The following is a 26,293-nucleotide window of genomic DNA, read 5'->3' on the forward strand; positions in this document are numbered from 1 at the left end:
GGGAAGAAGTCAGCAAGCAAGGTGAGGGGAGAGGACATGACCGAGACGCAAGACAAGAGAAACCGGCTGGAGCTGTTAATGAAGCAGGCGGATGTGCCCGCTTCGCTGATCGATCCGTATTTTCTTGACGGGCATATCGAAAAAGTAGAGGTCAGCCGCAGCAATCGGGAATGGAGAATCACCATTCAGAAGGACACGCTGGTGCCAGCTCAAGCCTACCGCACCTTTTGCCTGCGGGTCAGAGAACGGATGGAGCATATCGCCACCATTTCCTTTGAGTTTCATTACGGCGGCGGGTTGACCGCCAAAGACATCGTTGAAGAGTATTGGCCGCTCTTTCTCGAATGGGTGAAACGCCAGATTCCGTCGGTCAACGGCTGGATGGCAAGAGCCGGGCTGGATATCGACGGCGATATGGTCACTGTGACGTTTGGCGACGCCATGGCGCTGGAATTGGCGCGCAAGAAACAGATCGACAAAGCCATCACCGTTTATTACGAGACGTATTTTGCCCTGCCGTTAAGAATCAAGCTACAAACTGGGGAGTCGAACGTCGAAGCGTTTGAAGAGTTCCAGCAGCGGATCGTAGAGGAAGAACGCGAAGTCATTCAACAGATGATGGAGAGCATGACTGTGGAAGCTCCTCCGGAAGAAGAGGATGGCGAAGTGATCAAGCTGCAGCTTGGGAACGACATCAAGGAGCCGCCGGTACCGATTCAGCAAATCCAGGACGAAGAGAAGAAGATTACGATTCAAGGGACGATTTTTGGACTGGACCGCAAGGAGCTGCGAAACGGCAACACGTTGTTTACGTTTTTCCTGACCGATTTCTCCGATTCCCTGCAGCTGAAATTGTTCGCCAAAAATAAAGAAGATCTGAAGATCATGGGGCAACTCGCCAACGGGAAGTGGATTAAGGCGCGAGGCAAAGTGGAGATGGACCGCTTTATGCCGGTACCCGAGCTGGTGATGATTCCATCGGATCTATGTGAGGTGCCTGCACCTCCGGGACGGATGGATAACGCGTCGGAGAAGCGGGTTGAGTTCCATCTGCACACAACCATGAGTACGATGGACGCCGTCACGCCGATTGGCGATTATGTGAAGATGGCGGCAAAGTGGGGACATAAAGCGATCGCCGTTACGGACCACGGCGGCGTGCAAAGCTTCCCGGACGCAGCGAAGGCTGCGAAGAAGCATGGCATCAAGATGATTTACGGCGTAGAAGCCAATGTCGTGAACGATGATGTTGCTGTCGTGCTGAACCCGAGAGGGGACGAGTTGAAGACGGCGACCTACGTTGTTTTTGACATCGAGACCACCGGCTTGTCGGTAACGCAGAACAAAATTATTGAAATTGCGGCCGTGAAGATGCGGGAAGGCAAAGAGATCGACCGGTATGCGACCTTTGTGAATCCGCATGAACGGATCCCGTACCATATTCAACAGTTGACCAATATCAACGATGACATGGTGAAGGATGCGCCTGATGTGGAGCCGGTGCTGAAACGGTTCGTGGAGTTCGCCGAGGATGCGATTTTGGTGGCCCATAACGCCCGGTTTGACTATGACTTTGTTAATGCTAAGCTCAAGGAGCTGGGTCTGCCAATCATGGAAAACCCGGTGCTTGATACACTGGAGCTGGCCCGGATGCTGTTCCCGACGATGAAAAATCACAGACTGAACACTCTGGCTGCCAAGTACAAGGTTTCGCTGGAGAACCACCACCGGGCGATCGATGATACCGTGGCGCTGGGTGAGATCTTAAACGGTCTGCTGGATGATGCGGTCAAGATTGAAGGATACAAGACGCTTGACCGTTTGAACGATAAGGTCGGGAAAGACTTGTCCAATGCCCGTCCGTTCCATTGCGGCATTTATGCACTGAATCCGGTCGGCAAGAAAAACCTGTTTAAGCTCATCTCGTTGTCGCATACGGAATATTTCAAGCGGGTGCCTTGTATTCCCAAATCCAAGCTGGTGGAGCTGCGGGAAGGTCTGCTGATTCTCTCCGGCTGCGAGAAGGGCGAATTCTTCGAGACCGTATTGAACAAATCGGTGGAGGAAGCCGAAGCGGTTGCAGAATTTTACGATGTGCTCGAAATTCAGCCGCTGACGATGTATATGCATCTCGTAGAAAAAGGGCTCGTCGGCAGCACGGAAGAACTGCAAACTGCGATTCGCAAAATCGTAGAGATCGGGATGAAGCTGGACAAGCCGGTTGTTGCCACCGGGAATGTGCACTACTTAGATCCGAAAGACAAGCTGTTCCGTGACATTACGATCCACGGGATCACCGGGTTCAGCCCGTTGAAGGAAGTCCGCAAGCCGGATGCGCATTTCCGGACAACGGAGGAGATGCTGGAGGAATTCGCGTTCCTGGGCCAGGAGAAAGCTTGGGAAGTGGTGGTTACCAATACTTCGGCGTTGGCGGATAGATTCGAGGAAATTGAATTGTTCCCGGACAAGCTGTTTACTCCGATCATTGAAGGAGCCGACGAGGAAATCCGTCAGAAGTGCTACGATACCGCCAAATCGATTTACGGCGAAGAATTGCCTGAAGTAATTGTTAAGCGGTTGGAGAAAGAGCTGGAGCCGATTATCAAATACGGGTTCTCGGCCAACTATCTGATTTCCGAGCGGCTGGTGAAGAAGTCGAACCAAGACGGGTATCTCGTGGGTTCCCGGGGTTCGGTCGGTTCGTCGGTGGTCGCGCTGTTCCTCGGGATTTCCGAGGTGAATCCGCTGCCGGCTCATTATATCTGTCAAAATCCCGAATGCAAATATAGCGAATGGTTCCTGGACGGCAGCGTGCCCAGCGGCTTCGACCTTCCCGACAAAAGCTGCCCGAAATGCGGCGGCAAGCTGAAGGGCGAAGGCCAGGACATTCCGTTCGAGACATTCCTGGGCTTTAAAGGCGACAAGGTCCCCGATATTGACCTTAACTTCTCCGGTGAATATCAACCGGTCGCCCATAACTACACCAAGGTCCTGTTCGGCGAAAAGAACGTATTCCGTGCAGGAACCATCGGTACGGTTGCGGAGAAAACCGCGTTTGGCTTTGCCAAGAAATACGAAGAAGAGCATAACAAGCATTGGCGCGGGGCGGAGCTGAACCGTCTGGCGGCGGGATGTACCGGCGTCAAGCGCAGTACCGGGCAGCATCCCGGCGGGATCGTCGTCGTACCGGATTACATTGATGTGGAAGATATCACTCCCGTACAGTACCCGGCCGATGATACCGAATCCGAATGGAAAACAACCCATTTCGATTACCACGCCTTCGACGCGAACCTGCTCAAGCTGGATATTCTGGGGCACGATGATCCGACGATGATGCGGATGCTGCAGGATTTGACCGGGGTCGATCCAACGACGATCCCCATGAATGACCCGAAAGTGATGAGCATGTTCAACTCAACGGATGCCCTCGGGGTTACACCGGAACAGATCCGTACCCCGGTTGCCACTTATGGGATCCCGGAGATGGGGACGAAGTTTGTTCGCCAGATGCTGGTGGAATCGCAGCCGTCTTCCTTTGCTGACTTACTGCAAATCTCCGGGCTGTCACACGGAACCGGCGTATGGCTGGGGAATGCTCAGGAATTGATCAAAAACGGAACCTGTAACATCAAAACCGTAATCGGGTGTCGTGACGATATCATGTTGTACCTGATTTATAAAGCGGGGATGGATGCCGGCTTGGCCTTTAAAATTACGGAGAGCGTCCGTAAAGGGAAAGGGTTGACGCCGGAATGGATCGAGGAAATGAAAAAGTGTAAAGTACCGCAATGGTACATCGATTCCTGCTTGAAGATCCAGTACATGTTCCCGAAGGCGCACGCCGCTGCCTACGTTATCTCCGCGGTGCGGACCGCATATTTCAAGCTGTATTATCCGATCGAATATTATGCGACGTATTTCTCGGTCCGCGGTGAGGACTTTGATATCGAGCTGTGCTGCCAAGGGTATGAGGCGATCTACCGCAAAATTGAAGAGATCGAGCAGAAGGGCTTCCAGGCGCTGCCGAAGGAGAAGAACATGCTGCCGATCTTGGAAATGGCGCTGGAAATGACGGCCCGCGGCTTCCATTTCAAGCCGATCGACCTGTATCGCTCCGACGCTACGAAGTTTATCGTCGACGGCGATTCGCTGATTCCGCCGTTCTCGGCCCTTGCCGGGATTGGGGAGAACGCGGCCAAGAATATCGCTGCAGCGAAAGAGCAAGGCGAATTTCTGTCGATCGAGGACTTCCAGCAGAAATCCAAAGCGAGCAAAACGATCATGGAGCTCCTAGGTTCCATGGGCTGCTTCCGCGGCCTGCCGGAAAGCAATCAATTGTCCTTATTTTAATCTAGCTTCGTGATCCGAAGATGGCTTTTTAAACTACTGGTTTATTGAAGGTTTAAAAAGACAGGTTTGGAACACCAAGAAGGTTGGACGAAGTCAGGACTGAGTAGCGGAGCGTACAAAGAGGTACGTGAGCAACGGAAGGCCGGGCTGAGTTCAAGATTCGACGTCGAATAAACTTCTCGTATTCGCCTCGTGATCCGAAGATGGCTTTTTAAACTACCTTTAGGAGTAAAGGTGTTTTACTTGTCACTTGGTATGTACTATGTTATAATTTTTTTGGCAATCATGAAGATAGAACCGTTGTTTAAAGAGTGGGGAAACCCACTCTTTAATCTTTGGTATATAGGATTGAATTATTGGAGGTAATGTACGCTTGAGCACACCAAAGATCAAAGCGACCGTCGAGCAAATGGTCACGCCTTATTTGGAGGAGAACGGCTTTGAACTGGTTGACGTGGAATACGTCAAGGAGGGCAGCAACTGGTTCCTCCGCGTATTTGTCGACAAAGAAGGTGGCATCGACATCGATGACTGCGGCCGGATCAGCGAATACCTTAGCGAGAAGCTCGACGAGAATGATCCGATTCCGTCGGCTTATTTTCTGGAAGTGTCTTCGCCGGGAGCGGAACGCCCCTTGAAGAAAGCCGAGGATGTCTCCAAGGCGGTCGGCAAAGACGTTTTTGTGACTACATACGAACCGGTAGACGGCCTGAAAGAATTTGAAGGCCGGCTTCTTTCCTTCGATGGGGACGAATTAGTTGTCGAAGTCGGGAAGAAGCGTCACGCCATTCCATATAACAAAGTTGCCAGCGCAAGATTGGCCATTATTTTCTAGTGTGACCTGCGGGGAATTATGAAAGGGGGAAATCGAGGCAAATGAGCATGGATTTTATCGAAGCCTTGAACGAATTGGAAAGGGAAAAAGGAATCAGCAAGGACATCTTGTTCGAAGCGATCGAAGCCGCGCTGATCTCCAGCTACAAACGTAACTTTAATACGGCGCAAAACGTGCGTGTGGATATGAACCGCCATACCGGCGAAATCAAAGTTTATGCGCGCAAGCTTGTCGTAGAAGAAGTCCTTGATCCGCGGACGGAAATTTCACTGCAGGCAGCCCGTGAGATTAATCCAAACTATCATCTGGACGACATTACTGAAATTGAGGTGACTCCTCGGGACTTCGGCCGGATCGCGGCACAAACGGCGAAGCAAGTCGTGACGCAGCGCATTCGCGAGGCCGAGCGCGGACTGATCTATAATGCGTTCGTGGAGAAGGAAGAGGACATCGTAACCGGGATCGTACAACGTCAGGACTTACGTAACATCTACGTTGATCTTGGCAAGGTGGAAGCCCATTTGCCGCTGAACGAATTGATGCCAAACGAGAAGTTCAAGCACGGCGACCGGATTAAGGCGTATATTACGAAAGTGGAAAATACGACGAAGGGACCGCAAATTTTGTTGTCCCGTACGCATCCGGGCTTGCTGAAGCGCTTGTTCGAGCTGGAGGTTCCGGAAATTTTCGACGGAGTCGTGGAGATTCGTTCCGTAGCCCGCGAAGCCGGCTTCCGCTCCAAAATCGCCGTATACTCCCGCAACAGCGAAGTGGATCCTGTTGGCTCCTGCGTTGGCCCGAAGGGCACGCGTGTGCAAACGATTGTTAACGAGCTGCGCGGAGAGAAAATTGACATCGTTCGTTATTCGGAAAATGTTGAGGAATATGTAGCCAATGCGCTGAGCCCGTCCAAAGTGCTCGAGGTGCAGGTGTTTGAAGCGGAGAAGATGGCCCGCGTCATCGTGCCGGATTACCAGTTGTCCCTGGCGATTGGCATTAAAGGACAGAACGCGCGTCTCGCCGCCAAATTGACCGGTTGGAAAATCGACATCAAGAGCGAAACCCAAGCGGAAGAGGAATTCGGCAGAGAAAAAACCGATCAAGGCGAAATGCCTCAGGATTCCATCTCCGTGGATTAACGGGAGGTGGCAAGGATGAAGCAAAGAAAAGTACCGCTGCGCAAATGCGTAGCTTGCCAGGAAATGATGCCCAAGAAGACGCTGATCCGGATTGTGCGTTCCCCGGAGGGCGAGGTATCGATCGACTTAACGGGCAAAAAGTCGGGCCGCGGCGCTTATCTCTGCGGCAAGACGGAATGCTTTAAGCTCGCTCATAAATCGCGTGCTCTTGATCGGGCGCTCAAAGCTCCGGTTGGTAACGAGGTTTATGAACAGCTCGCTCGTGATTTCTTGGCCGTCGAGGATGAATTCCTTGCTGCTCAGGCTCGAGATGAGGATGAAGATGAGTAAGGCCCAGCCGTTGTCCGGTCTTGGTCTCGCCATGCGAGCCGGTAAGCTGGTGACAGGGGACGAACTCGTCCTGAAGTCGATTCGTTCAAGAGAAGCCAAGCTCGTCATCGTTGCGGGGGATGCTTCCGCCAATACACAGAAGAAATTCCGGGACAAATGCGGGACCTACAACATCCCGCTGATCATCGGATTTGACCGTGAAGCGCTCGGGAGAAGTGTTGGCAAACCGGAACGGGTTGTTCTGGCGATCACCGATCCAGGGTTTACCGAGATGATCCGCAAAGCGATCTTGAAAACATCGGAGGTGGAGTATATTGAGTAAACAAGAAAAACAAGATAAGCTCAGGGTGTACGAATACGCTAAATCGCTCAACATGAGCAGCAAAGAAATTATCACGATTCTTAAGCGTCTGAATATCCCGGTCAACAACCACATGAGCGTCATGGAGAACGATGCAGTAGCCCGTGTGGAACAGTTTTTCAAGGATATTAAAAGCAACGCGGCGGCGAAACGAGAAAGCTCGGGGCGCAACGATTCCTCTGCCAAATCGCCGGCATCGGCTTCCGCAGGAGGGAGCCAAACACCGAAAGCTACATCCGGAGAATCTTCCGGTCATCGCGGAGATCAGGGACGCGGCGCAAACGCACCCGTAAAAAACCAAAATCAACAGGAAAAGCAGGTAAGCATGAATAATAAACCAAAAACAAACCAAACCAATGCAGGTGGCAGTACGGCAGTTCAAGAAAGATCCAGCCGTCCGAACGGCGGCAATCATCAAAACTCACGACCGCAAGGCCAAGGCGGAGGAAATTCCTCCAGTGCAAACCGGAACCCGCAAGGGAACCGGGGAGCCGGTCAAGGCGGCCAGCGGAATGATAGCGGTCAGCGCCCAGCTCAAGGCCAAAATAGCGGCGGAAACCGCAGCTTTGCGCCAAGCAACAATTTTGGCGGCGGAAACGGCGGCGGCAAAGGTCAAGGGCAAAGAAAAGGAAATAATAACGGCGGCAAAAACCAAAGAGGTTACGATGATAACCGCAACGGCGCCAATTTCAAAAATAATCGCGGCGGCAAAGGCGGGCGCGGCAAAGGTGCTCCGCAGCAGCCTCCACGCGAGAAGATCGACAATACGCCGAAGAAAATTATCGTCCGCGGCACGATGACGGTTGGCGAAACCGCCAAATTGCTGCATAAGGACGCTTCCGAAGTGATCAAAAAGCTGATGCTGCTCGGCGTCTTGGCAACCATTAACCAAGAGCTTGACCTTGACACGATCCAGCTGCTGGCAAGTGACTACGGCGTTGAGGTTGAATTGAAAATTCCGGTGGAAGAAGACCGTTTCGAAACGATCGAAGAGGTTGACGATGAGGCAGATCTGAAAGAACGTCCACCAGTCGTTACGATCATGGGTCACGTTGACCACGGGAAAACGACGCTGCTGGACGCCATTCGTTCCACCAACGTCACCGGCGGCGAAGCCGGCGGGATCACGCAGCATATCGGGGCATACCAAGTCGAAATCAACGGCAAGAAGATCACGTTCCTGGATACGCCAGGCCACGAAGCGTTTACAGCGATGCGTGCCCGCGGTGCCCAGTTAACGGATATTACGATTATCGTCGTTGCTGCGGATGACGGCGTGATGCCGCAGACGGTCGAAGCGGTGAACCATGCCAAAGCAGCAGGCTTGCCAATTATCGTTGCTGTGAACAAGATCGACAAACCGGAGGCAAATCCGGATCGAGTGAAGCAAGAATTGACGGAGTATGAGCTTGTGCCGGAAGAATGGGGCGGCGACACGATTTTCGTCAATGTCTCTGCGAAGCAAAAAATCGGCTTGGAAAACCTGCTCGAAATGATTCTGCTGGTAGCCGAAGTGAACGAGTACAAAGCCAACCCGGATAAACGCGCTCGCGGTGCGGTCATCGAAGCCGAGCTCGATAAAACCCGCGGTCCGGTAGCTCGCGTGTTGGTACAGCACGGAACGTTGAAGGTCGGCGACGCCTTCGTTGCAGGGAACTGCTTCGGCCGCGTCCGCGCGATGGTTAACGATCGCGGGCGCCGCTTGAAAGAAGCAGGTCCGTCGACGCCGGTGGAAATTACCGGTCTGACGGAGGTACCGCAAGCCGGCGATCCGTTTATGGTCTTCGAGGACGAACGCAAAGCGCGGTCGATCGCGGACAAACGGGCTACGATGCAGCGTCAATCCGATTTGGGTGCCAATACGCGCGTTACACTGGATGATCTGTTCCGCCATATCAAGGAAGGCGAAATCAAGGATCTCAACGTGATCATCAAAGCCGACGTGCAAGGTTCGGTTGAAGCGCTCAGAGGCGCACTCGAGAAGATCGAAGTCGAAGGCGTTCGTGTCAAGATTATCCACAGCGGGGCCGGTGCGATTACCGAATCCGATGTCATCTTGGCGGCGGCTTCGAACGCGATTATCATCGGGTTCAACGTCCGTCCGGACAACCAAACGAAAGCGACAGCGGAGCAAGAGAAGGTTGACATCCGCTTGCACCGCGTCATTTACAACGCAATCGAAGAGATCGAGCAAGCGATGAAAGGGATGCTTGATCCGGTTTATAAAGAGTCGGTTATCGGTCACGCGGAAGTCCGTAATACGTTCAAGATCAGCAAGGTCGGAACGATTGCAGGCTGTATGGTGACTTCCGGTAAAATTACCCGTACGGCGGAAGTCCGCTTGATTCGTGACGGAATCGTCGTATACGAAGGCAAAATCGATTCGCTCAAACGTTTCAAGGACGACGCGAAGGAAGTTGCTCAAGGTTACGAGTGCGGGATTACCTTGGACAATTACAACGACATTAAAGAAGGCGACGTCATTGAAGCGTTCGTCATGGAAACTGTTGAACCGAAGTAAGGTGGGTGTCTAAAATGGCCAAAAATCGTACCGGCCGCGTAGGCGAACAGATTAAGAAAGAACTTAGTGTGCTCATCCAGAGTGAACTGAAAGATCCGCGCATCGGTTTTGTCACGGTGACCGGGGTCGATGTGACAAATGATTTGTCGCAGGCCAAAGTTTACCTCAGCGTATTTGGCGACGAGGAGCAGAAGAACGAATCTTTAAAAGGGCTGGAGAAAGCGACCGGCTTCCTGCGCACCGAAATTGGCAAACGAATTCGGCTGCGCCACACGCCGGAGCTGATTTTCAAAATCGACGAATCTATCGCTTACGGCAGCCGGATAGAGAAGCTTCTCGGCGAAATTACGCAAGAGCACAAAGAATGAAATATGAAAGGGAATCGATAACTCATCTGCCACCCTTGAATGAAGATGAGCGGATGAGTTTTGTAGGTCCCTAAAGGAGACGGCAATGCAGACGACCTATGAAAGGGAGCTGAGTCAGACCAAGGAGTTCCTGACTCAGAATGATCATTTCCTAATTGTGTCGCATGTTCAGCCGGACGGTGACGCAGTCAGTTCCACCCTTGCGGTGGGCTGGCTTCTGTCATGTCTGGGTAAAAAATTCGTGATGGTCAACGAAGGCCCGATCCCAAAGCGGATGCATTATTTGTGGCATGCGGACGAGATTCTCGATTTGTCGGTGACGCCGCTTGACCGCAAATTTGATCATGTGATTTGCGTGGACTGCGCGGATTTCAAACGGGTTGGCACGACGCATGAATGGTTTGCCGAAGGGGCACGACTGCTGAACATCGACCACCATCCGACCAACGACCACTACGGCTCGGTGAATCTTGTAGTGCCAAATGCGGCGGCGACCGCTGAAATTTTGTTTGATCTGATCAACTATATGGGTCTGCCGTTGGATGAAACGATAGCAACGGTGCTTTATACCGGACTGCTGACGGATACCGGCGGGTTCCGGTACTCCAACATGTCGCCGAAGGTGATGGCGGCTGCCTCCAAACTGCTGGAATACGGCGTGGACGGTCCCGCTTTATCCGAATTGCTGCTAGAGCAAATGACGCTTCCGCAGCTGCGTTTGCTGACTCGGGCTTTAAACGGTCTTCAGCTTACGGAAGACGGGAAGATTGGCTGGGTATCGGTTACAGATGAGGACCTGAAGGCGACTGGCGCCGTTCACGAGGATATGGAAGGCATCGTCAACTATCCGCGAAATATCCAAGGGGTCGAAGTAGGCCTGTTGTTTAAAGTCATTAACGAACAAGCCATAAAGGTGAGCATGCGCTCGGCGGGAAAAGTTGACGTGGCCAAGGTGGCCCAAAGCTTTGGCGGCGGCGGCCATGTCCGGGCCGCGGGTGCTCGCATTGAAGGGACCCTAGACACGGTTGTCCCTAGAGTGTTGGAACAAGTGAGGCTGCAGCTATGAACGCATACGAAGGCATTTTGCCCATCCACAAGCCGGCCGGTTTTACATCGCATGACGTGGTTGCCAAATGCCGGGGGATTTTGAAAATGAAGCGGATCGGCCATACGGGTACGTTAGACCCGGCGGTCACCGGAGTGCTGCCTCTATGCCTGGGCCGTGCAACGCGAATGGTGGAGTATTTGCAGGACTTGCCGAAGGAATACGAAGCGACCTTGGTGCTTGGCGTTGCGACCGATACAGAGGACATGACCGGCGAAATCATCGAACAGGTAAATGAGGTTCAGGTGACGGAAGAGGACGTACGGCGCGTGTTGTCCCGTTTTGTTGGCACGATCTCGCAAATTCCGCCGATGTATTCGGCGCTGAAGCAAGACGGTAAACGTCTGTATGAACTGGCACGGGAAGGGAAGACCGTGGAGCGTAAGCCCCGGGAAGTCACAATCTATCAATTGGAGCTGCTTGCTTTTCATCCGGAGGGGCCGCATCCGCGGATCTCTTTTCGTGCGTTATGCTCCAAAGGAACTTATATCCGTACGCTCTGCGTTGATATCGGACGTGCACTAGGCGTGCCTGCAGCGATGACGGAGCTGAAGCGGACGATGTCGGCGGGGATCACGGAGTCGCATTGTCTGACGCTGGATGAGGTGGCCCGCCACGCGGCAAGCGGATCGCTGCAAGATTATTTACTGCCGGTCGATCGAGCTGTTCAGCATTTGCCGGCTCACACGGTTGCTGCCGAGAAGGTCAAGGCAGCATTGCAAGGTCAGCGGCTGTCCCCCTCTGTGGTCTCTCCGGCGGTTAAGCGCGGAGAGACCCTGCGGCTGTACAGCCCCGAACAGCAATTTTTAGGCATCTTCCGGGTAGAAGAGGGAACGAAGGCCGTGAAGGCGGTTAAAGTGTTTTTACCCGAATAGCCTCAAGAAATGCGCATTCCGAGGGAAATTGCAGGTGACACGATCATGGAAACGATACATTTATCATATCCACTAAATGAACGATTTATAGAACAACATGCCCGTCCGCAAGTGCTGGCGATCGGCCAATTTGACGGCCTTCACCTGGGACATGCCAGCGTGATTGATTCGGCTGTCCGGTTGGCTGGCGAACTAGGTCTTCCTGCCTCCGTCATGACTTTTCATCCCCATCCGAAGGAAGTTATGAAAAAAGGCGACTACGACGGATATTTGACGCCGCCGAAGGAGAAGGAGCGTATTCTGCGCGAGATGGGCGTGGATTACGTATATATCGTTGAATTCAACGATGCCTTCTCGCGGGTAAGTCCGCAGAACTTCGTTTCCGGCATCCTGGTGCCGCTTCAGGTGCACACCGCGGTGGTTGGCTTTGACTTCCGTTACGGCTACCGGGGCGAAGGGGATGCGAGCATGCTGCGTGAATTGAGCGGCAACGTCCTTGACGTGCACACCGTGCCGCCGTTCCTGATCGACGGGGAGAAGGTCAGCAGTTCAGGGATTCGCAAAGCGCTGCAGGAAGGGAAGATTGAGCTAGCGAATCGTTGGCTTGGGCGGACGTATACGCTGAGAGGGACGGTCATGCACGGCGAGAAACGCGGCCGCCAGCTCGGATTCCCTACAGCCAATCTGAAGCTGGCGGAGCACTACGTCGTCCCGGCCAGCGGGGTCTACGCCGTGCGAGTTACGCGCGAAGGTACGACGTACTCCGGCGTGATGAACGTTGGGGTTAAGCCAACCTTTCATGAGAACGGCAAAATCTTTTGGCTGGAAGCCCATCTGTTTGATTTTTCCGGCGAGATTTATGACGAAAGCTTGTCTGTGGAATTAGTTCATTATATTCGGGCGGAGCGCAAGTTCGGCTCCCTGGATGAGCTGATCGCTCAAATTGGACAGGATGCGGAAACGGCTAAACGATTGCTGAAAGATTCCTGATAACTAAACCGATCCGGCATTTACTTTGCCCATCGGCTGTGGTATACTATGTAACGTTGTCATGCGGAAGAACTTTGCTTTTTCCAATCGGCAGCGAGAACCTTGGCTTGGTTGCACGGTTTCACCGCCGGCGACGAGGCTAACGGCGATTTGAGATAAAGGAGGTGAACAGGATGGCATTGACTCAAGAACGTAAACAACAATTGATCCAAGAGCACAGAACTCATGAGTCCGATACCGGATCCCCTGAGGTGCAAATTGCTATCCTTACGGAGAACATCGTGAATTTGACGGACCACTTGCGTACACACAAGAAGGACCATCATTCCCGTCGCGGTCTTCTGAAGATGGTTGGTCAACGTCGGAAATTGTTGGCTTACTTGAAGAACAAAGACGTAAATCGTTACTCCGCTTTGATCGAGAAACTTGGATTGCGTCGTTAATTAAACAAGTTTGTATAAAAGCAGCCTAGTTGCATGGCGGACGCTGGCGAAGCGTGCGGTGTGCGGCCGGGTTGCTTTTTACAAATTAGGCTTTGTTGCGATAAGCTTTCATGAAGAGCTCCGTCAGGAGCTTTTGTTATGAGGACATTCTTCTGCGCCAGCGCCGCTTCTCATTATGAATTGGTGAAAAGCAGGAAATAATGAACTCAGTACCGAACTTGTATTGGTGATAAGGAGGGATTTCATGCAGACTGAAGTGAGAATGGATTTGGGAGGAAGACCTCTCATTCTGGAAACCGGCCGATTGGCAAAGCAAGCCAATGCGGCTGTCATGGTTCGCTACGGCGATACGGCGGTGCTTTGTACGGTTACGGCTTCTTCGGAACCTAAGGATTTGGACTTTTTTCCGTTAACCGTCAATTATGAAGAGAAACTGTATGCAGTCGGTAAAATTCCCGGCGGCTTTATTAAACGGGAAGGACGTCCGAGTGAAAAAGCGATTCTGGCCAGCCGTTTGACCGACCGTCCAATTCGCCCGCTCTTTCCGGAAGGCTTCCGTAACGATGTGCAAATCGTAAACTTAGTCATGAGTGTGGATCAGGATTGCGAACCGGAAATTGCCGCAATGATTGGGACTTCTGCAGCGCTGAGCATTTCCGATGTTCCGTTTAACGGGCCGATCGGCGGCGTAGCTGTAGGCCGGGTGAACGGGGAATTCGTCATTAATCCGGACGTGGCACAGCAGGAAGCCAGCGACATTTACGTCGTGGTTGCCGGAACGAAGGACGCCATCATGATGGTGGAAGCGGAAGCGAATGAAGTTCCAGAAGAGGTTATGCTTGAGGCCATTATGTTTGGCCATGAAGAGATCAAAAAGATCGTTGCCGTCATTGAAGATCTCGTAAAAGTGGCCGGCAAAGAGAAGATGCAGGTGCAGCTGCATACGGTGAATGAAGAAGTGAACCGTGAGGTTCGCGCTTATGCCCAGGATCGCTTGATTGAAGCCGTGAAGATCGCAGAGAAGCATGCACGTCAGGATGCGATTGACGCCATTAACGACGAAACGGTGGCTCATTTCGAAGAGAAATACATAGAAACGCCGGAGCTGCTCGCCGATGTGAAGGAAGTGCTTCACGACATCGTTAAGGAAGAAGTGCGCCGGTTGATCACCCATGAAAAAGTACGCCCTGACGGTCGTAAACTGGACGAGATTCGTCCAATTGAATGCGATATCAGCTTGCTGCCGCGTACGCATGGCTCCGGTCTGTTCACGCGCGGACAAACGCAAGCGCTGAGCATCTGTACACTTGGGGCATTGGGCGATGTTCAAATTCTCGACGGGATCGACCTCGAAGAGTCGAAACGCTTCATGCACCACTACAACTTCCCGCCGTTCAGCGTTGGTGAAGCTCGTCCATTGCGGGCTCCAGGCCGCCGCGAAATCGGTCACGGCGCATTGGGCGAACGCGCGTTGTCGAAGGTTATTCCGCCGGAATCCGAATTCCCTTATACGATTCGTCTCGTATCGGAAGTTTTGGAATCCAACGGTTCGACCTCGCAGGCGAGCATTTGCGCTAGCACGCTGGCGATGATGGATGCAGGCGTACCGATCAAAGCTCCGGTTGCCGGGGTTGCCATGGGGCTGATCAAAGACGGCGAGCATGTGTCGATCTTGACCGACATCCAAGGGATGGAAGACCATCTCGGCGATATGGACTTTAAAGTAGCCGGTACCGCGGAAGGCGTTACGGCCATCCAAATGGATATCAAAATTGACGGCATTGACCGGCAAATTTTGTCCGACGCTTTGAAGCAAGCAAGAGAAGGTCGATTGTTTATCTTGTCCAAAATGATGGAACGGATCCAGAAGCCGAAGGAGCATCTGTCCCCTTACGCGCCGAAGATCACCATCATGCAAATCAATCCGGACAAAATCCGCGATGTCATCGGGGCCGGCGGCAAGATCATCAACAAGATTATCGAGGAAACCGGCGTGAAGATCGATATCGAGCAGGATGGCCGCGTGTACATCGCTTCTACCAATGAAGAGATGAACAACAAAGCGCGTTCGATCATTGAAGGGATCGTCAAAGAAGTGGTGGTCGGTGAGATTTACGTCGGGACCGTCAAACGGATCGAGAAATTTGGTGCATTCGTTGAGATTCTGCCGGGTAAAGACGGCTTAGTGCATATTTCGCAGCTCTCGACGGAACGCGTTGCCAAGGTCGAAGACGTTGTGGCGATCGGCGATACGGTAACGGTGAAAGTGACCGAGATCGACAACCAAGGACGGATCAATCTTTCCCGCAAAGCGGTATTAACCGCCGAAACGGACAAAACTCCATCCAAATAAATGAGATAACATATCGACGCAGGCAACCCTTGCGGGAAAAGAGACAGAATAATTAAATTCTGGCTCTTTTTTATTGCGTTCGCATATCCCTGGGCTTGTCAACATATGATGGGGACAAAAACCGTTTAAGGGGATGAGCTGTTAGCATGGGGCGGAACAAGTTTGCGGTCATCGCGATATGCATTGCGTTTATGATGATATTGGGGCAGTTTGCCGGCATTCGGGCCTTCGTTGCCAAAAGCTCGGGGGAAGATGGCGGCAGCTACGCTTTCCGCCTGATTCATGACCTGACCGGTGACCTGGGGGCCCAGAACCAGCCTGACCCGGCTAGCGGCGGGACAGCGAAGGATACGGATCCGTTGCTGGCCAAGATCCGTGAAGAGGCGAAGAAGCAGCGGATCGAGCCGATCGATGCGGTGATCGACCGGGTCTGGAAAGCCATTCCCGGCTATAACGGTCGTGAGGTGGATATCGAACGCACTTACAAGAAGGCCAAACAGCTGCCGGAGGGCGCGAACATCGAATATGTCTATCGGGAGCTTCGGCCGAAAGTAAATCTCGAGGATTTAGGGCCGCAGCCGATTTACCGGGGGAACCCAAACAAGCCGATGGCAGCGCTCATGATCAATGTCGCCTGGGGCAATGAATATCTGGTGCCTATGCTGGATACGTTGGATCAGCAGAAGGTCAAGGCGACCTTTTTCCTCGATGGCAGCTGGCTCAAGAAGAACGGGGACCTTGCCGCCGAAATCAAGCGGCGCGGGCATCAAATCGAAAACCACGCCTACTCGCATCCGAATATGAGCCAACTGGAGCAAACCCGGGCCCGGCTGGAGATCTCCAAAACGAAGGAGCTGCTGAAGGAGAAGCTGGGCGTGGAAAATCGCTGGTTTGCGCCGCCTTCGGGTGATTATAATATGCAAACCGTCAAGCTGGCGGCGGAGCAGGGGCTGAAGACGGTATTGTGGACCGTGGATACAGTAGATTGGAAAAATCCGCCCGCAGCCAGCATCGTTAGTAAGATCAGCAGCAAAGTGGGGCCAGGATCGCTGATCTTGATGCATCCGACGGCGTCCAGCCGCGATGCCCTGGAAGGGATGATTCAGGCCATTCGCAGCAAAGGGTTGGTGCTCGGAACCGTGGAACAAACGCTGTCGCCGGACCGCGTCGAAGTCCCTGCTCCGCAGAGTTGAGCTTTCCGCCTTTTTTTGGTAGGATAGGGATGCATTTATTAACGACGCTAACCAATGCATCGCATAACATTTAGGGGGGCCTTTCGTGAAGAGAACGCAATTGAAAAACGGCCTTCGGGTAGTCATGGAGAAGATACCGACTTGCCGTTCGGTCTCGTTCGGCATATGGGTCAAAACCGGCTCCCGCAATGAACGCCCTGAGCGGGGCGGAATTTCGCATTTTATCGAACACATGCTGTTTAAAGGTACGGAACGCTACAGCGCCAAGGACATCGCAGAGCAGTTTGATGCGATTGGCGGCAATGTTAACGCGTTTACGTCCAAGGAATATACCTGTTATTACGCGAAAGTGCTGGATGAGCATTTACCGATTGCGGTTGACGTGTTGTCCGACATGTTTTTCCGTTCCTTGTTCGATAAGGAAGAGCTGCGGAAAGAGAAAAACGTGATCGTAGAGGAAATCTCTATGTACGAAGATACGCCGGACGATATGGTCCACGATCTTGTGACGCAGGCAGCCTACGGGGACCATCCGCTGGCTCTGCCGATCTTAGGGACGGAGGAGAAGCTGCGCGCCATGGAATCCGAGCACCTGCGGGAATACATGCGCGAGCACTATACAATCGAAAATACGGTCATCAGCGTGGCAGGCAATATCGATGAACAGGTGATTGATCTGCTGGAGCAATATTTTGGTGATTTTTCGAATCGGGGAAGCTCCAGCCCTTTGGCTGCGCCAGAGTTCTTGGGGGGATTGAAATTCCATCGCAAGAAGACCGAGCAGAACCATATTTGCTTGTCCTTCCCAGGTTTGCCGATCGGGGATGAGAAACAATATGCGATGGTGCTGCTGAACAATGCGCTGGGCGGCGGCATGAGCTCGCGGCTCTTCCAGGAGATCCGTGAGAAACGCGGGTTGGCCTACTCGGTGTACTCGTATCACAGCTCGCACGCGGACAGCGGACTGTTTACGGTGTACGCAGGAACCGCGCCGCGCCAAACGAAGGAAGTGCTGGATTTGACCAAGGAGATCCTGCACGATGTTTCGGTGAACGGGATTACTCCAAATGAGCTGAGCAAGGGGAAAGAACAGCTGAAGGGAAGCTTGATTTTGAGCTTGGAGAGCACCGGAAGCCGCATGAACCGACTTGGCAAAAATGAGCTGATGATCGGGAAACATTATTCCTTGGATGAGATGATCGCCCGCATCGAGGCGGTGACGATGGACGATGTCAATCAGGTGTTGAAGGGCATGTTTAGCCAACCGTTTTCGCTCGCCATGGTGGGATCGTCAGATCGCGTGATATCGGGAGTTAGGAGAGATGAGCTTGTCGTTTGAAGTGCAAATCAACCGTTTGGCAGGAAATGAAGATATCGAGCTGCCGCGTAAAATGTCGGAGCTAGCCTCCGGCTTTGATCTCTACGCCGCCGTTACGGAGGAGCTGACGCTCCAGCCGGGGCAACGTGCCCTCGTACCGACCGGGATCGTTATCGCGATGCCCGGCGGCCTAGAGGCGCAAATTCGCCCGCGCAGCGGGTTGGCGTTGAAGCACGGCATTACGTGCCTGAATACGCCGGGGACGATCGACGCGGATTACCGCGGGGAAATCAAGGTGCTGCTGATTAACCTCGGGCAGGAACCGTTTGTGATCCGTCGGAATGAGCGGATTGCGCAGATGGTGTTCCAGATCGTTCCTGAGGTGAATCTCGTGCAGGTAGACAAGCTGTCGGAGACGGTTCGCGGCGCCGGCGGGTTTGGTCATACGGGCACGAAGTAAGGGACTGAGGCACGTTTAACCTGAGTAGCATGTTTATGTTCAGGTGTTGAAGAATAAGGGTAAAAAAGGTTCTTATTTTCGGTTAGGAGAGGGATATGGCCGGGAATAGCGGACTTTTTTACCCTTATTTTCATTTATCGCATTCAAAAGTGGCGGTTATGGTGGGTTCCGCTCCAAATAAGGCCTAAAATGTCCTCTATTTTTTGCGCTTAGAAGAATTTCGCTGAAATAAGGCCCGAAAAGTCCCTTATTTTGCTGCAGTAATGATCTCCATTAACTTTTCCATTTGGGCATCTCTTCCGCCGATAATGTCTTGGCGTGTTGTTGGAACATAGATATCCGGTTCTAAGGGGGTTTCGTGGGTCAAGCGTTGATCCGGCCGAGAAAAATGTTTATAAGATACGGTAAATTGAAATCCGGAGTGAGGCATCTTAAACACGAATATATCTCCATAACAAGATGGCTGATTGCCCGTTGGTTCTCCGATCAAAGTGGCCAGCCCATTATCTTTGAAGGTGACGGCAAAGACATTTGCGGCGCTGAACGTTTTGGGGGAGATCAATAGATACAAGTGACCGTTAAACGGGTTAACGGATGAGCTAGCATGGGCCTTCCCATGATTTTTAACCAATGTTCATTTTCAGTTGGCACTACCTTGGACAGCTCGTCTAATAACTGTGGAGGGGTTAGCCCGCCTAACTCAAGTAAAAGGTCGCCCCGTTGTAACAACGGCGTTGATCGAATCACCACCGGGCCTTCCGCAGTCCAGTATAACGGCAGCTCCAAATAGGAAAGGGAAGGGGAATAAGGGTTGATGCTCGTGTGGGCGTCATGCAGTTGCCCGATCATTTCTACAGCGGAGATATAAAAACGGCTTATGGGCAGCGGACCTGCTTGAATCATCCGGTAAGTATCCCGTATTTTTTTTCGTTGCTCTCTCTGCCATCCGTCGATCAGTGACGGGTGAACCTGTTCCAGCGTGCTTATAAGGTAATAGAAATCCGCTTTCATCGTATCGGGCGTCAAGAGAGCACTTTCTGCGGGATCCGCTTCGCCCAGCCTTTGTATAGGCGAGGTGAATGGTTCGACCTCTGACGCTTGCCGCTCCGGTGAGGAAATAACAACAGATCCTGCAAACGCCAATATCAAAAGAATCATCAAAAAAATTGCATAAATCACAGCCCGTTTTCCTGGCTTTCTCAACTCACTCCACCACCTGTAATAATATGGAATACATCCTACAAAATTGCTGTGAAGGTTTGCTATGACGATATTCATATCCTCAGCTTCGCGAGGCATTCTAGCCTTTCACCACTTCGTAGGCCACGGCATAAGATGGTCTATACTGTGTTGCTTGGAAGGAGTGCCGTCTAAGAATGCTGACCGGAATCACAATTGTATTCCTCGGTGGGGATGCCCGGCAGGTGGAGGTCATCAACAAATGTGTCGAACTGGATGCTACGGTACGGGTTGTTGGCTTCGACCGATTGGAGACACCCCTTAAAGGAGTCTCGCAGGAGACGTTAAGCCCCGGCTTGCTGGCCGGCGCGGACGTAATTATCCTTCCGGTAATCGGTTGCGATGATCACGGTGTCGTCCCGGCGCCGTTCTCTGCAGAACAACTGGTCATCAAACGGGAATGGTTTGCATCCGTCCGAAAAAGCACGCTGGTCTATACCGGAATTGCCAAGAGCTTCTTAAAGCAAATGGGCGAGGAGCACGGCTTCCGGATCATTGAGGTGCTCGAACGTGACGACGTCGCCATTTACAACTCGATTCCAACGGCGGAAGGCGCAGTGATGATGGCGATCCAGAACACGGACATCACGATTCACGGTTCGAACTGTATTGTGCTTGGGATCGGGAGGACAGGGTTTACGCTGGCAGGAACGCTGCAAGGTTTGGGAGCGAATGTAAGGGTAGGGGTACGTCGGGAAGATGATGTGGCTAGGGCGATACAAATGGGCTGGAAGCCTTTTGTGACAAGGGATTTGGCCGCCAACGTAGGGGATGTTGACTTGATTTTTAACACAATTCCGACTATGATAGTCACAGCGCAAATCATCTCGAAACTGCCCCGTACGGCAGTGATTATCGACCTTGCTTCGGCGCCTGGAGGAACGGATTTCCGTTTCGCCGAGAAGCGCGGAGTGAAGGCGATTTTATCCCCTGGCCTCCCCGGAATCGTCGCTCCCAAATCGGCTGGAATTATTATGGCAAACACGATTTGTCAGTCGATTATGGATGAGTATCAATTACGGGGGGATGAACAGTGAATTGGCAGGGTAAAACGGTAGGTTACGCCATTACGGGCTCGCATTGTACGTTTGCTGAGGTAATGCCCCAGATCCAACGATTTGTCGACGGAGGGGCGAAGGTTGTGCCGATCATATCCCAGTCGGTACTGACGACCGACACCCGTTTCGGTAAATCGGAGGATTGGCGCGAACAGTTGAAAGATATTACAGGGAATGATATTATTTCTTCAATTGTCGAAGCCGAACCTCTGGGTCCAAGCAAGCTGCTGGACGTCTTGGTGATCGCTCCCTGCACGGGAACGACGACGAGCAAACTGGCAAATGCGATAACGGACAGTCCCGTTCTGATGGCCGCAAAAGCCCAGCTGAGAAACGGGCGACCGCTTGTCATCGCGGTGTCGACGAATGACGGTTTAGGTTTTAATTTGGCAAATATCGCGAAATTAATTGTGGCCAAGAACGTGTATTTCGTTCCGTTTGGTCAAGACAATCCGACCGGCAAACCGAATTCGCTCGTAGCAAACATGGAACTGATCCCTGAAACTTGCTATGCCGCGCTTGAAGGAAAACAGCTGCAACCGTTAATCATCGAACGTTTTCATGGATAATGCAGCGCAGCCGGCATACCATGTACGAAGCACCGTTCGGGTTGTTTCACGCCGTGATCTTTACAGGACGGACTCAATATAGGTGGGAAGTATCGGAACAAATTGCTCAAAGGCGCAGCATGGAATGCCGTATACAATCGCGGAGATCATTGCGGCGAAGGGGTATGTTTTCGAAGCTCTGGGTTCGTTAATCTTGCTATTACTAACGGAATGAAGTCATCGCTTTACTCCGCACTTATTAACTGGAGGAATATCCATGCGCATTTTGGTGCAAAAATTCGGTGGCACGTCTCTTTCGACGAAAGAAGCGAGAGAGCATGTCATCTCACACGTACGCCGGGAACTGGATAACGGTTTCCGGCTCGTCGTGGTGGTTTCGGCTATGGGCCGAAAAGGGGATCCTTACGCGACGGATACCTTGCTTGATTTGGTCTCTGAAGGGGATTGCTATTTACCGCCCCGCGAACAAGATTTACTGATGGCTTGCGGCGAAATTATTTCCGCAGCCAAGCTGTGCAGCCTGCTGGCTGAACAGCACATCTCTTCGGTCGTATTGACTGGAGCTCAAGCTGGATTCCGAACGGACAGCCAGTTTGGCAACGCGAGAATTCTGGATATCGTTCCGACTCGGGTGCTGGAAGAACTGCAGCAGAAGGATGTCGTGATCGTGACAGGATTTCAAGGTCAAAATCAAGACGGCGACTTCACGACGTTGGGCCGCGGAGGCAGCGATACGTCGGCTACAGCCTTGGGCGCCGCGCTGCACGCCGAAATGGTTGATATTTATACCGATGTGAATGGGATCTTAACTGCGGATCCCCGGATCGTCGAGGATGCGAAGCCGCTGGAATACGTCAGCTACGCAGAAATCTGCAATATGGCGCATCAAGGGGCTAAGGTGATCCATCCCCGCGCCGTAGAAATTGCGATGCAAGCGGGGATTCCGGTACGCGTTCGCTCGACTTTTTCGCAAGGGGAAGGAACATTGGTTGCCAACCCCGAAGGATTTAAGGACGTACAGCTGGGGATTGTGGACCGTTACGTGACTGGGATTGCATATGTGGCGAATGTGACTCAAATCCGGGTGGAATCCGCTGGCAACGGCCCGGATCATTTGCAGCTGCAAGTTTTTAAATCCATGGCAGAGAACGACATTAGTGTTGATTTTATTAATGTGACCCCAACCGGTGTCGTTTATACGGTCTTTGATAAAGATTCGGCGAAGGCAGAAGCGGTGTTGAGATCGCTGGACCTCTCACCGCAAATATGCACCGGATGCGCCAAGGTGTCCGTCATCGGCGGAGGCATTAACGGCGTTCCCGGAATTATGGCCAAGATCGTTGAGGCTTTGACCGAGCAAGGCATTCAGATTCTGCAATCGGCTGATTCGAATACTACGATTTGGGTGCTGGTGCGGAAGGACGATATGGTGCAAGCGTTGCGGGCGTTGCATGCCAAGTTCGAACTGGGCCGCTAACGAGGCATGTGAGTTCATCGCTTAAGAAATGGAAGGCATACTGAGAAGACGGCAATAAATAAGCGAAGCGGGAGACGGGAGGAGGATATGGCGTGATTGATTTCGGAAGAATGATTACAGCCATGGTAACGCCTTTTAATGATCAAGGAAAAATCGACTGGGACCAAACCGCAAGCCTGATCGACTATTTGGTGGAGGAGCAGCAATCTGACAGTTTGGTCGTGAGCGGAACGACGGGGGAGTCCCCTACACTAACGGATGAAGAAAAACTTGAGCTGTTTGCCTTCGCGGTGAAACATGCAGCCGGACGCTGCAAAATTATCGCCGGCACGGGCAGCAATGATACCGCTCATTCCGTTCATTTGACGCGCGAAGCTGAAAAATGCGGAGTAGACGGAATTTTGCTGGTCGCTCCGTATTATAACAAGCCGAATCAGGAAGGCCTTTTCCGCCATTTTGAAGCGATTGCGGCCGTAACCAGTCTGCCGGTTATTGTGTACAATGTGCCAAGCCGTACAGTTGTCAGCTTGAGCGTGGAAACGACGCTGCGGCTGGCGCAAATCCCGAATATCGTGGGGACCAAGGAATGCGCGCCTCTGGATCAGATCGCTATGATCGTCGCCCAAGCGCCGGAGCATTTCAAGGTTTATTCGGGCGATGACGCCTCGGCACTGCCGGCGATGGCGGTCGGAGCTTACGGTGTCATTAGCGTGGCCAGTCATGTCGCAGGCCGCTCCATCAAAGAGATGGTCGCACAATTCTTTAGCGGGAACGTAGAGCGGGCAAGCCAGTTGCATCGCGAGCTTCTGCCGTTATTTAAGGTGTTGTTTGAATGTCCGAATCCGGTAGCCGTGAAGTATGCCTTAAATGAAACCGGCCATCCTGTAGGAACGGTTCGGTTACCGCTGGTGCCGCCAAATGAACAGGAAGCGCAGCGGATTCGCAGCTTCCTCAAATAGCTGCTGGCCTACTTCTATAACCAGATATGTGCGTATTCCCAGAAACCGATGCCTGATCCGCAGGCATCGGTTTTTTTGTCATGGCACAAGGTAAGGTTAGACGTAGGGAAAAGCGCTGACTTGTTTTTTGCCAATTTAATCATGTATAATGAGTTCAAGTGACTGGGTGCGGTGAATTTTGAATTGAATGGTTTGTTCAAGAAGTTGGCTTCTGCCAGTGTAAGCGAGTACGGAGAACGTTTTACCAGACCGCTTGGAATGGATGAAGCTGTGGAGTTTACCAGAACTTGATTGAGCAACCATTTGATAATGACTTTGAGAAACGGCGAGATAATCAAGGCGATTGTTTATTCCTGCAATTTACAGGCTTTGGAATTTATATGCAGCGGTCGGAGCCATTTCCATAGGAGTTTTCGATACGACGTCCATAATAATTAGGAGGGTTAGATTCACTTGTCTAAAAAAATAAATAATGAGAAATTGACGATTTTCGCATTGGGCGGCGTCGCAGAGATTGGGAAGAACATGTATGTCGTTCAATATGCCAATGACATTGTAGTCATCGACTCCGGACTTAAGTTTCCGGAAGAGGACATGCTTGGCATCGACATCGTCATTCCCGATATCACTTACTTGACGGAGAACCGCGATAAAGTAAGAGGCATCGTGCTGACGCACGGGCATGAGGACCATATCGGCGGTTTGCCTTACGTGCTGAAGAACTTAAACGTTCCGGTCTACGGGACCAAATTAACTTTAGGTCTGGTTGAGAACAAGCTGAAGGAAGCGGGACTGCTCGGCGAAACGAAACGCGTGCTGATCAATGCCGATTCCGTAATCGAGCTTGGAACAACGATGAAAGCTTCGTTCTTCCGGACGAATCATAGTATTCCGGATTCGGTGGGTGTATGCATCGAAACTCCGGAAGGGAATGTCGTTCATACCGGTGACTTCAAATTTGATCATACCCCAGTCAATGATCAATATGCGGATTTGCACCGGATGGGCGAAATCGGGAAGAACGGCGTGCTTGCGCTGTTATCCGACAGTACCAATGCGGAGAGACCGGGCTTTACGCCATCGGAGAAGAATGTAGGCATTGTACTTAGCGATATTTTCCACAAAGCGAAGCAGCGCGTTGTTGTGGCGACCTTCGCCTCCAACGTGCATCGGATTCAGCAAGTCATCGATGCGGCACACGCAACGAACCGGAAGCTGACCATCATTGGACGCAGCATGGTGAACGTTGTGACGATCGCAGAAGAGTTGGGTTATCTGAACGTACCGGACGGAATTATCATTGAGCCGGAAGAAGTCAACAAGATGGCTGCAGATCGCGTTGTCATTTTGTGCACAGGCAGCCAAGGTGAACCGATGTCTGCCTTAACGCGGATGGCTCGCTCGACGCATCGCAAGGTTGATATTCTTCCAGGCGACACGGTCATCATCGCGGCAACACCGGTACCGGGCAATGAGAAATACGTTGGCCGGACGATTGATGAATTGTTCCGTCTCGGTGCGGAAGTCATTTATAGCGGATCAAATTCCGGCGTGCACGTTTCGGGTCACGGCAGCCAGGAAGAGCTGAAGCTCATGCTGAACCTGATGCGGCCGAAATACTTCATTCCGATCCACGGGGAATACCGTATGCTGCGGAAGCATGCTTTGCTTGGTGAGTCGGTTGGTATTGATCCGGACAATATTTTCCTGATTGATATCGGGGATACGATTGAGATCCAGAACGGTGTAGCCCGCAAAGCCGGGAAAGTTCCTGCCGGCAACGTGCTCATCGACGGTCTTGGCGTAGGCGACGTCGGCAATATCGTATTGCGCGACCGTAAGCTGTTATCCCAAGACGGGATCTTGGTTGTTGTTGTAACGCTGAGCAAGCAAGACGGAACGATCGTATCCGGACCGGATATTATCTCCCGCGGCTTCGTTTATGTGCGTGAATCGGAAGGTTTGCTGGAAGAAGCAAACCGCATTGTCTCCAGCACGCTGGAGAAGCTGATGAGCGAGAACGTAAACGAATGGGCTTCGTTGAAAACCAACGTTAAGGATGCTCTCGGCCGTTTCTTGTATGAGCAAACGCGCCGCAGACCGATGATCTTGCCAATCATCATGGAAGTATAAAGAAGAAATAAATAACTTTAAGCACACAGTCGCCCCTTTCCTGCCGGTTATTTGGACGGTTTCCGCAGGAAAGGGGCTTTTCGTCGTTTAGCGCGAAATGGCGGAAGGTTCCTGACTTGAGGTATCGTTGTATAGATTGAAGAAGGTTGTCGGCATACTAAGGGCTGCATAGAGTAACGAGACTTTGTCGATTGCCGACACCGAAAGGAAGGCT

Annotated in this window: 22 protein-coding genes; 20 read left to right on the forward strand and 2 right to left on the reverse strand. The window is 52.2% G+C overall.

Annotation, left to right across the window (positions count from 1 at the left end; genetic code table 11):
- Positions 1–36: 36 nt before the first annotated feature.
- From U9M73_RS04785 to dut, 15 genes are all read left to right on the forward strand, one after another.
- A complete protein-coding gene (locus U9M73_RS04785) occupies positions 37–4,353 on the forward strand; it encodes a PolC-type DNA polymerase III (protein WP_323076457.1) in 4,317 nt (1,438 codons plus the stop codon).
- 373 nt (positions 4,354–4,726) lie between these two features.
- On the forward strand, positions 4,727–5,188 hold the full coding sequence (rimP, locus tag U9M73_RS04790; protein WP_009223047.1) for a ribosome maturation factor RimP: 462 nt from the start codon (positions 4,727–4,729) through the stop codon (positions 5,186–5,188).
- A gap of 41 nt (positions 5,189–5,229) precedes the next feature.
- A complete protein-coding gene (gene nusA / locus U9M73_RS04795; protein ID WP_009223048.1) occupies positions 5,230–6,327 on the forward strand; it encodes a transcription termination factor NusA in 1,098 nt (365 codons plus the stop codon).
- A gap of 15 nt (positions 6,328–6,342) precedes the next feature.
- A complete protein-coding gene (gene rnpM / locus U9M73_RS04800; RefSeq protein ID WP_009223049.1) occupies positions 6,343–6,657 on the forward strand; it encodes an RNase P modulator RnpM in 315 nt (104 codons plus the stop codon).
- Positions 6,650–6,979: a L7Ae/L30e/S12e/Gadd45 family ribosomal protein gene (locus tag U9M73_RS04805; RefSeq protein WP_009223050.1), complete on the forward strand. Its 330-nt coding sequence runs from the start codon at positions 6,650–6,652 to the stop codon at positions 6,977–6,979. Before rnpM ends, U9M73_RS04805 begins: the two co-directional genes overlap by 8 nt.
- On the forward strand, positions 6,972–9,539 hold the full coding sequence (gene infB, locus U9M73_RS04810) for a translation initiation factor IF-2 (protein ID WP_009223051.1): 2,568 nt from the start codon (positions 6,972–6,974) through the stop codon (positions 9,537–9,539). The genes U9M73_RS04805 and infB overlap by 8 nt, the downstream gene beginning before the upstream one ends.
- A gap of 14 nt (positions 9,540–9,553) precedes the next feature.
- Positions 9,554–9,907 (forward strand): 30S ribosome-binding factor RbfA, encoded by a 354-nt coding sequence (gene rbfA / locus U9M73_RS04815; protein ID WP_009223052.1) that lies wholly within the window; start codon positions 9,554–9,556, stop codon positions 9,905–9,907.
- Positions 9,908–9,992: 85 nt separating this feature from the next.
- Positions 9,993–10,973, forward strand: coding sequence for a DHH family phosphoesterase (locus U9M73_RS04820; RefSeq protein ID WP_323076458.1), 981 nt, complete (start codon positions 9,993–9,995; stop codon positions 10,971–10,973).
- Positions 10,970–11,887, forward strand: coding sequence for a tRNA pseudouridine(55) synthase TruB (truB, locus tag U9M73_RS04825; protein ID WP_323076459.1), 918 nt, complete (start codon positions 10,970–10,972; stop codon positions 11,885–11,887). The genes U9M73_RS04820 and truB overlap by 4 nt, the downstream gene beginning before the upstream one ends.
- Before the next feature lie 45 nt (positions 11,888–11,932).
- Positions 11,933–12,877: a bifunctional riboflavin kinase/FAD synthetase gene (locus tag U9M73_RS04830; protein ID WP_009223055.1), complete on the forward strand. Its 945-nt coding sequence runs from the start codon at positions 11,933–11,935 to the stop codon at positions 12,875–12,877.
- Between the two features lie 173 nt (positions 12,878–13,050).
- Positions 13,051–13,320: a 30S ribosomal protein S15 gene (rpsO, locus tag U9M73_RS04835; RefSeq protein WP_009223056.1), complete on the forward strand. Its 270-nt coding sequence runs from the start codon at positions 13,051–13,053 to the stop codon at positions 13,318–13,320.
- Between the two features lie 244 nt (positions 13,321–13,564).
- The gene (gene pnp, locus U9M73_RS04840; RefSeq protein ID WP_260070580.1) at positions 13,565–15,673 is read left to right on the forward strand and encodes a polyribonucleotide nucleotidyltransferase; all 2,109 of its coding nucleotides are present in this window, start codon (positions 13,565–13,567) and stop codon (positions 15,671–15,673) included.
- A 146-nt stretch (positions 15,674–15,819) separates the two neighbouring features.
- Positions 15,820–16,866, forward strand: coding sequence for a polysaccharide deacetylase family protein (locus U9M73_RS04845; RefSeq protein WP_323076460.1), 1,047 nt, complete (start codon positions 15,820–15,822; stop codon positions 16,864–16,866).
- Positions 16,867–16,951: 85 nt separating this feature from the next.
- On the forward strand, positions 16,952–18,205 hold the full coding sequence (locus tag U9M73_RS04850) for a M16 family metallopeptidase (protein WP_323076461.1): 1,254 nt from the start codon (positions 16,952–16,954) through the stop codon (positions 18,203–18,205).
- Positions 18,189–18,644 carry a dUTP diphosphatase gene (gene dut, locus U9M73_RS04855; RefSeq protein WP_407673888.1) on the forward strand — a complete coding sequence of 152 codons (456 nt, stop codon included), beginning with the start codon at positions 18,189–18,191 and terminating at the stop codon, positions 18,642–18,644. Before U9M73_RS04850 ends, dut begins: the two co-directional genes overlap by 17 nt.
- Before the next feature lie 247 nt (positions 18,645–18,891).
- Here the strand turns inward: dut and U9M73_RS04860 are convergent, their stop codons facing one another.
- Both U9M73_RS04860 and U9M73_RS04865 read right to left on the reverse strand, forming a co-directional pair.
- Positions 18,892–19,275 (reverse strand): S41 family peptidase, encoded by a 384-nt coding sequence (locus U9M73_RS04860; RefSeq protein ID WP_323076463.1) that lies wholly within the window; start codon positions 19,273–19,275, stop codon positions 18,892–18,894.
- A complete protein-coding gene (locus tag U9M73_RS04865; protein ID WP_323076464.1) occupies positions 19,203–19,847 on the reverse strand; it encodes a hypothetical protein in 645 nt (214 codons plus the stop codon). Before U9M73_RS04865 ends, U9M73_RS04860 begins: the two co-directional genes overlap by 73 nt.
- Before the next feature lie 173 nt (positions 19,848–20,020).
- Here U9M73_RS04865 and dpsA point away from each other — a divergent pair, with 173 nt between their 5' ends.
- The 5 genes from dpsA (at position 20,021) to U9M73_RS04890 (ending at position 26,079) form a co-directional block, all read left to right on the forward strand.
- Positions 20,021–20,920, forward strand: a complete 900-nt coding sequence (dpsA, locus tag U9M73_RS04870) for a dipicolinate synthase subunit DpsA (RefSeq protein ID WP_260070584.1) — start codon at positions 20,021–20,023, stop codon at positions 20,918–20,920.
- Positions 20,917–21,510 carry a dipicolinate synthase subunit B gene (locus U9M73_RS04875; RefSeq protein ID WP_009223064.1) on the forward strand — a complete coding sequence of 198 codons (594 nt, stop codon included), beginning with the start codon at positions 20,917–20,919 and terminating at the stop codon, positions 21,508–21,510. Before dpsA ends, U9M73_RS04875 begins: the two co-directional genes overlap by 4 nt.
- Before the next feature lie 256 nt (positions 21,511–21,766).
- Positions 21,767–22,987, forward strand: a complete 1,221-nt coding sequence (dapG, locus tag U9M73_RS04880) for an aspartate kinase (protein ID WP_009223065.1) — start codon at positions 21,767–21,769, stop codon at positions 22,985–22,987.
- A gap of 92 nt (positions 22,988–23,079) precedes the next feature.
- Positions 23,080–23,946, forward strand: coding sequence for a 4-hydroxy-tetrahydrodipicolinate synthase (gene dapA / locus U9M73_RS04885; RefSeq protein ID WP_009223066.1), 867 nt, complete (start codon positions 23,080–23,082; stop codon positions 23,944–23,946).
- Positions 23,947–24,399: 453 nt separating this feature from the next.
- A complete protein-coding gene (locus tag U9M73_RS04890; protein WP_009223067.1) occupies positions 24,400–26,079 on the forward strand; it encodes a ribonuclease J in 1,680 nt (559 codons plus the stop codon).
- Positions 26,080–26,293: the final 214 nt, after the last annotated feature.

Source organism: Paenibacillus phoenicis (assembly GCF_034718895.1).
In the GTDB taxonomy this organism is placed as follows: Bacteria; Bacillota; Bacilli; order Paenibacillales; family Paenibacillaceae; genus Fontibacillus; species Fontibacillus phoenicis.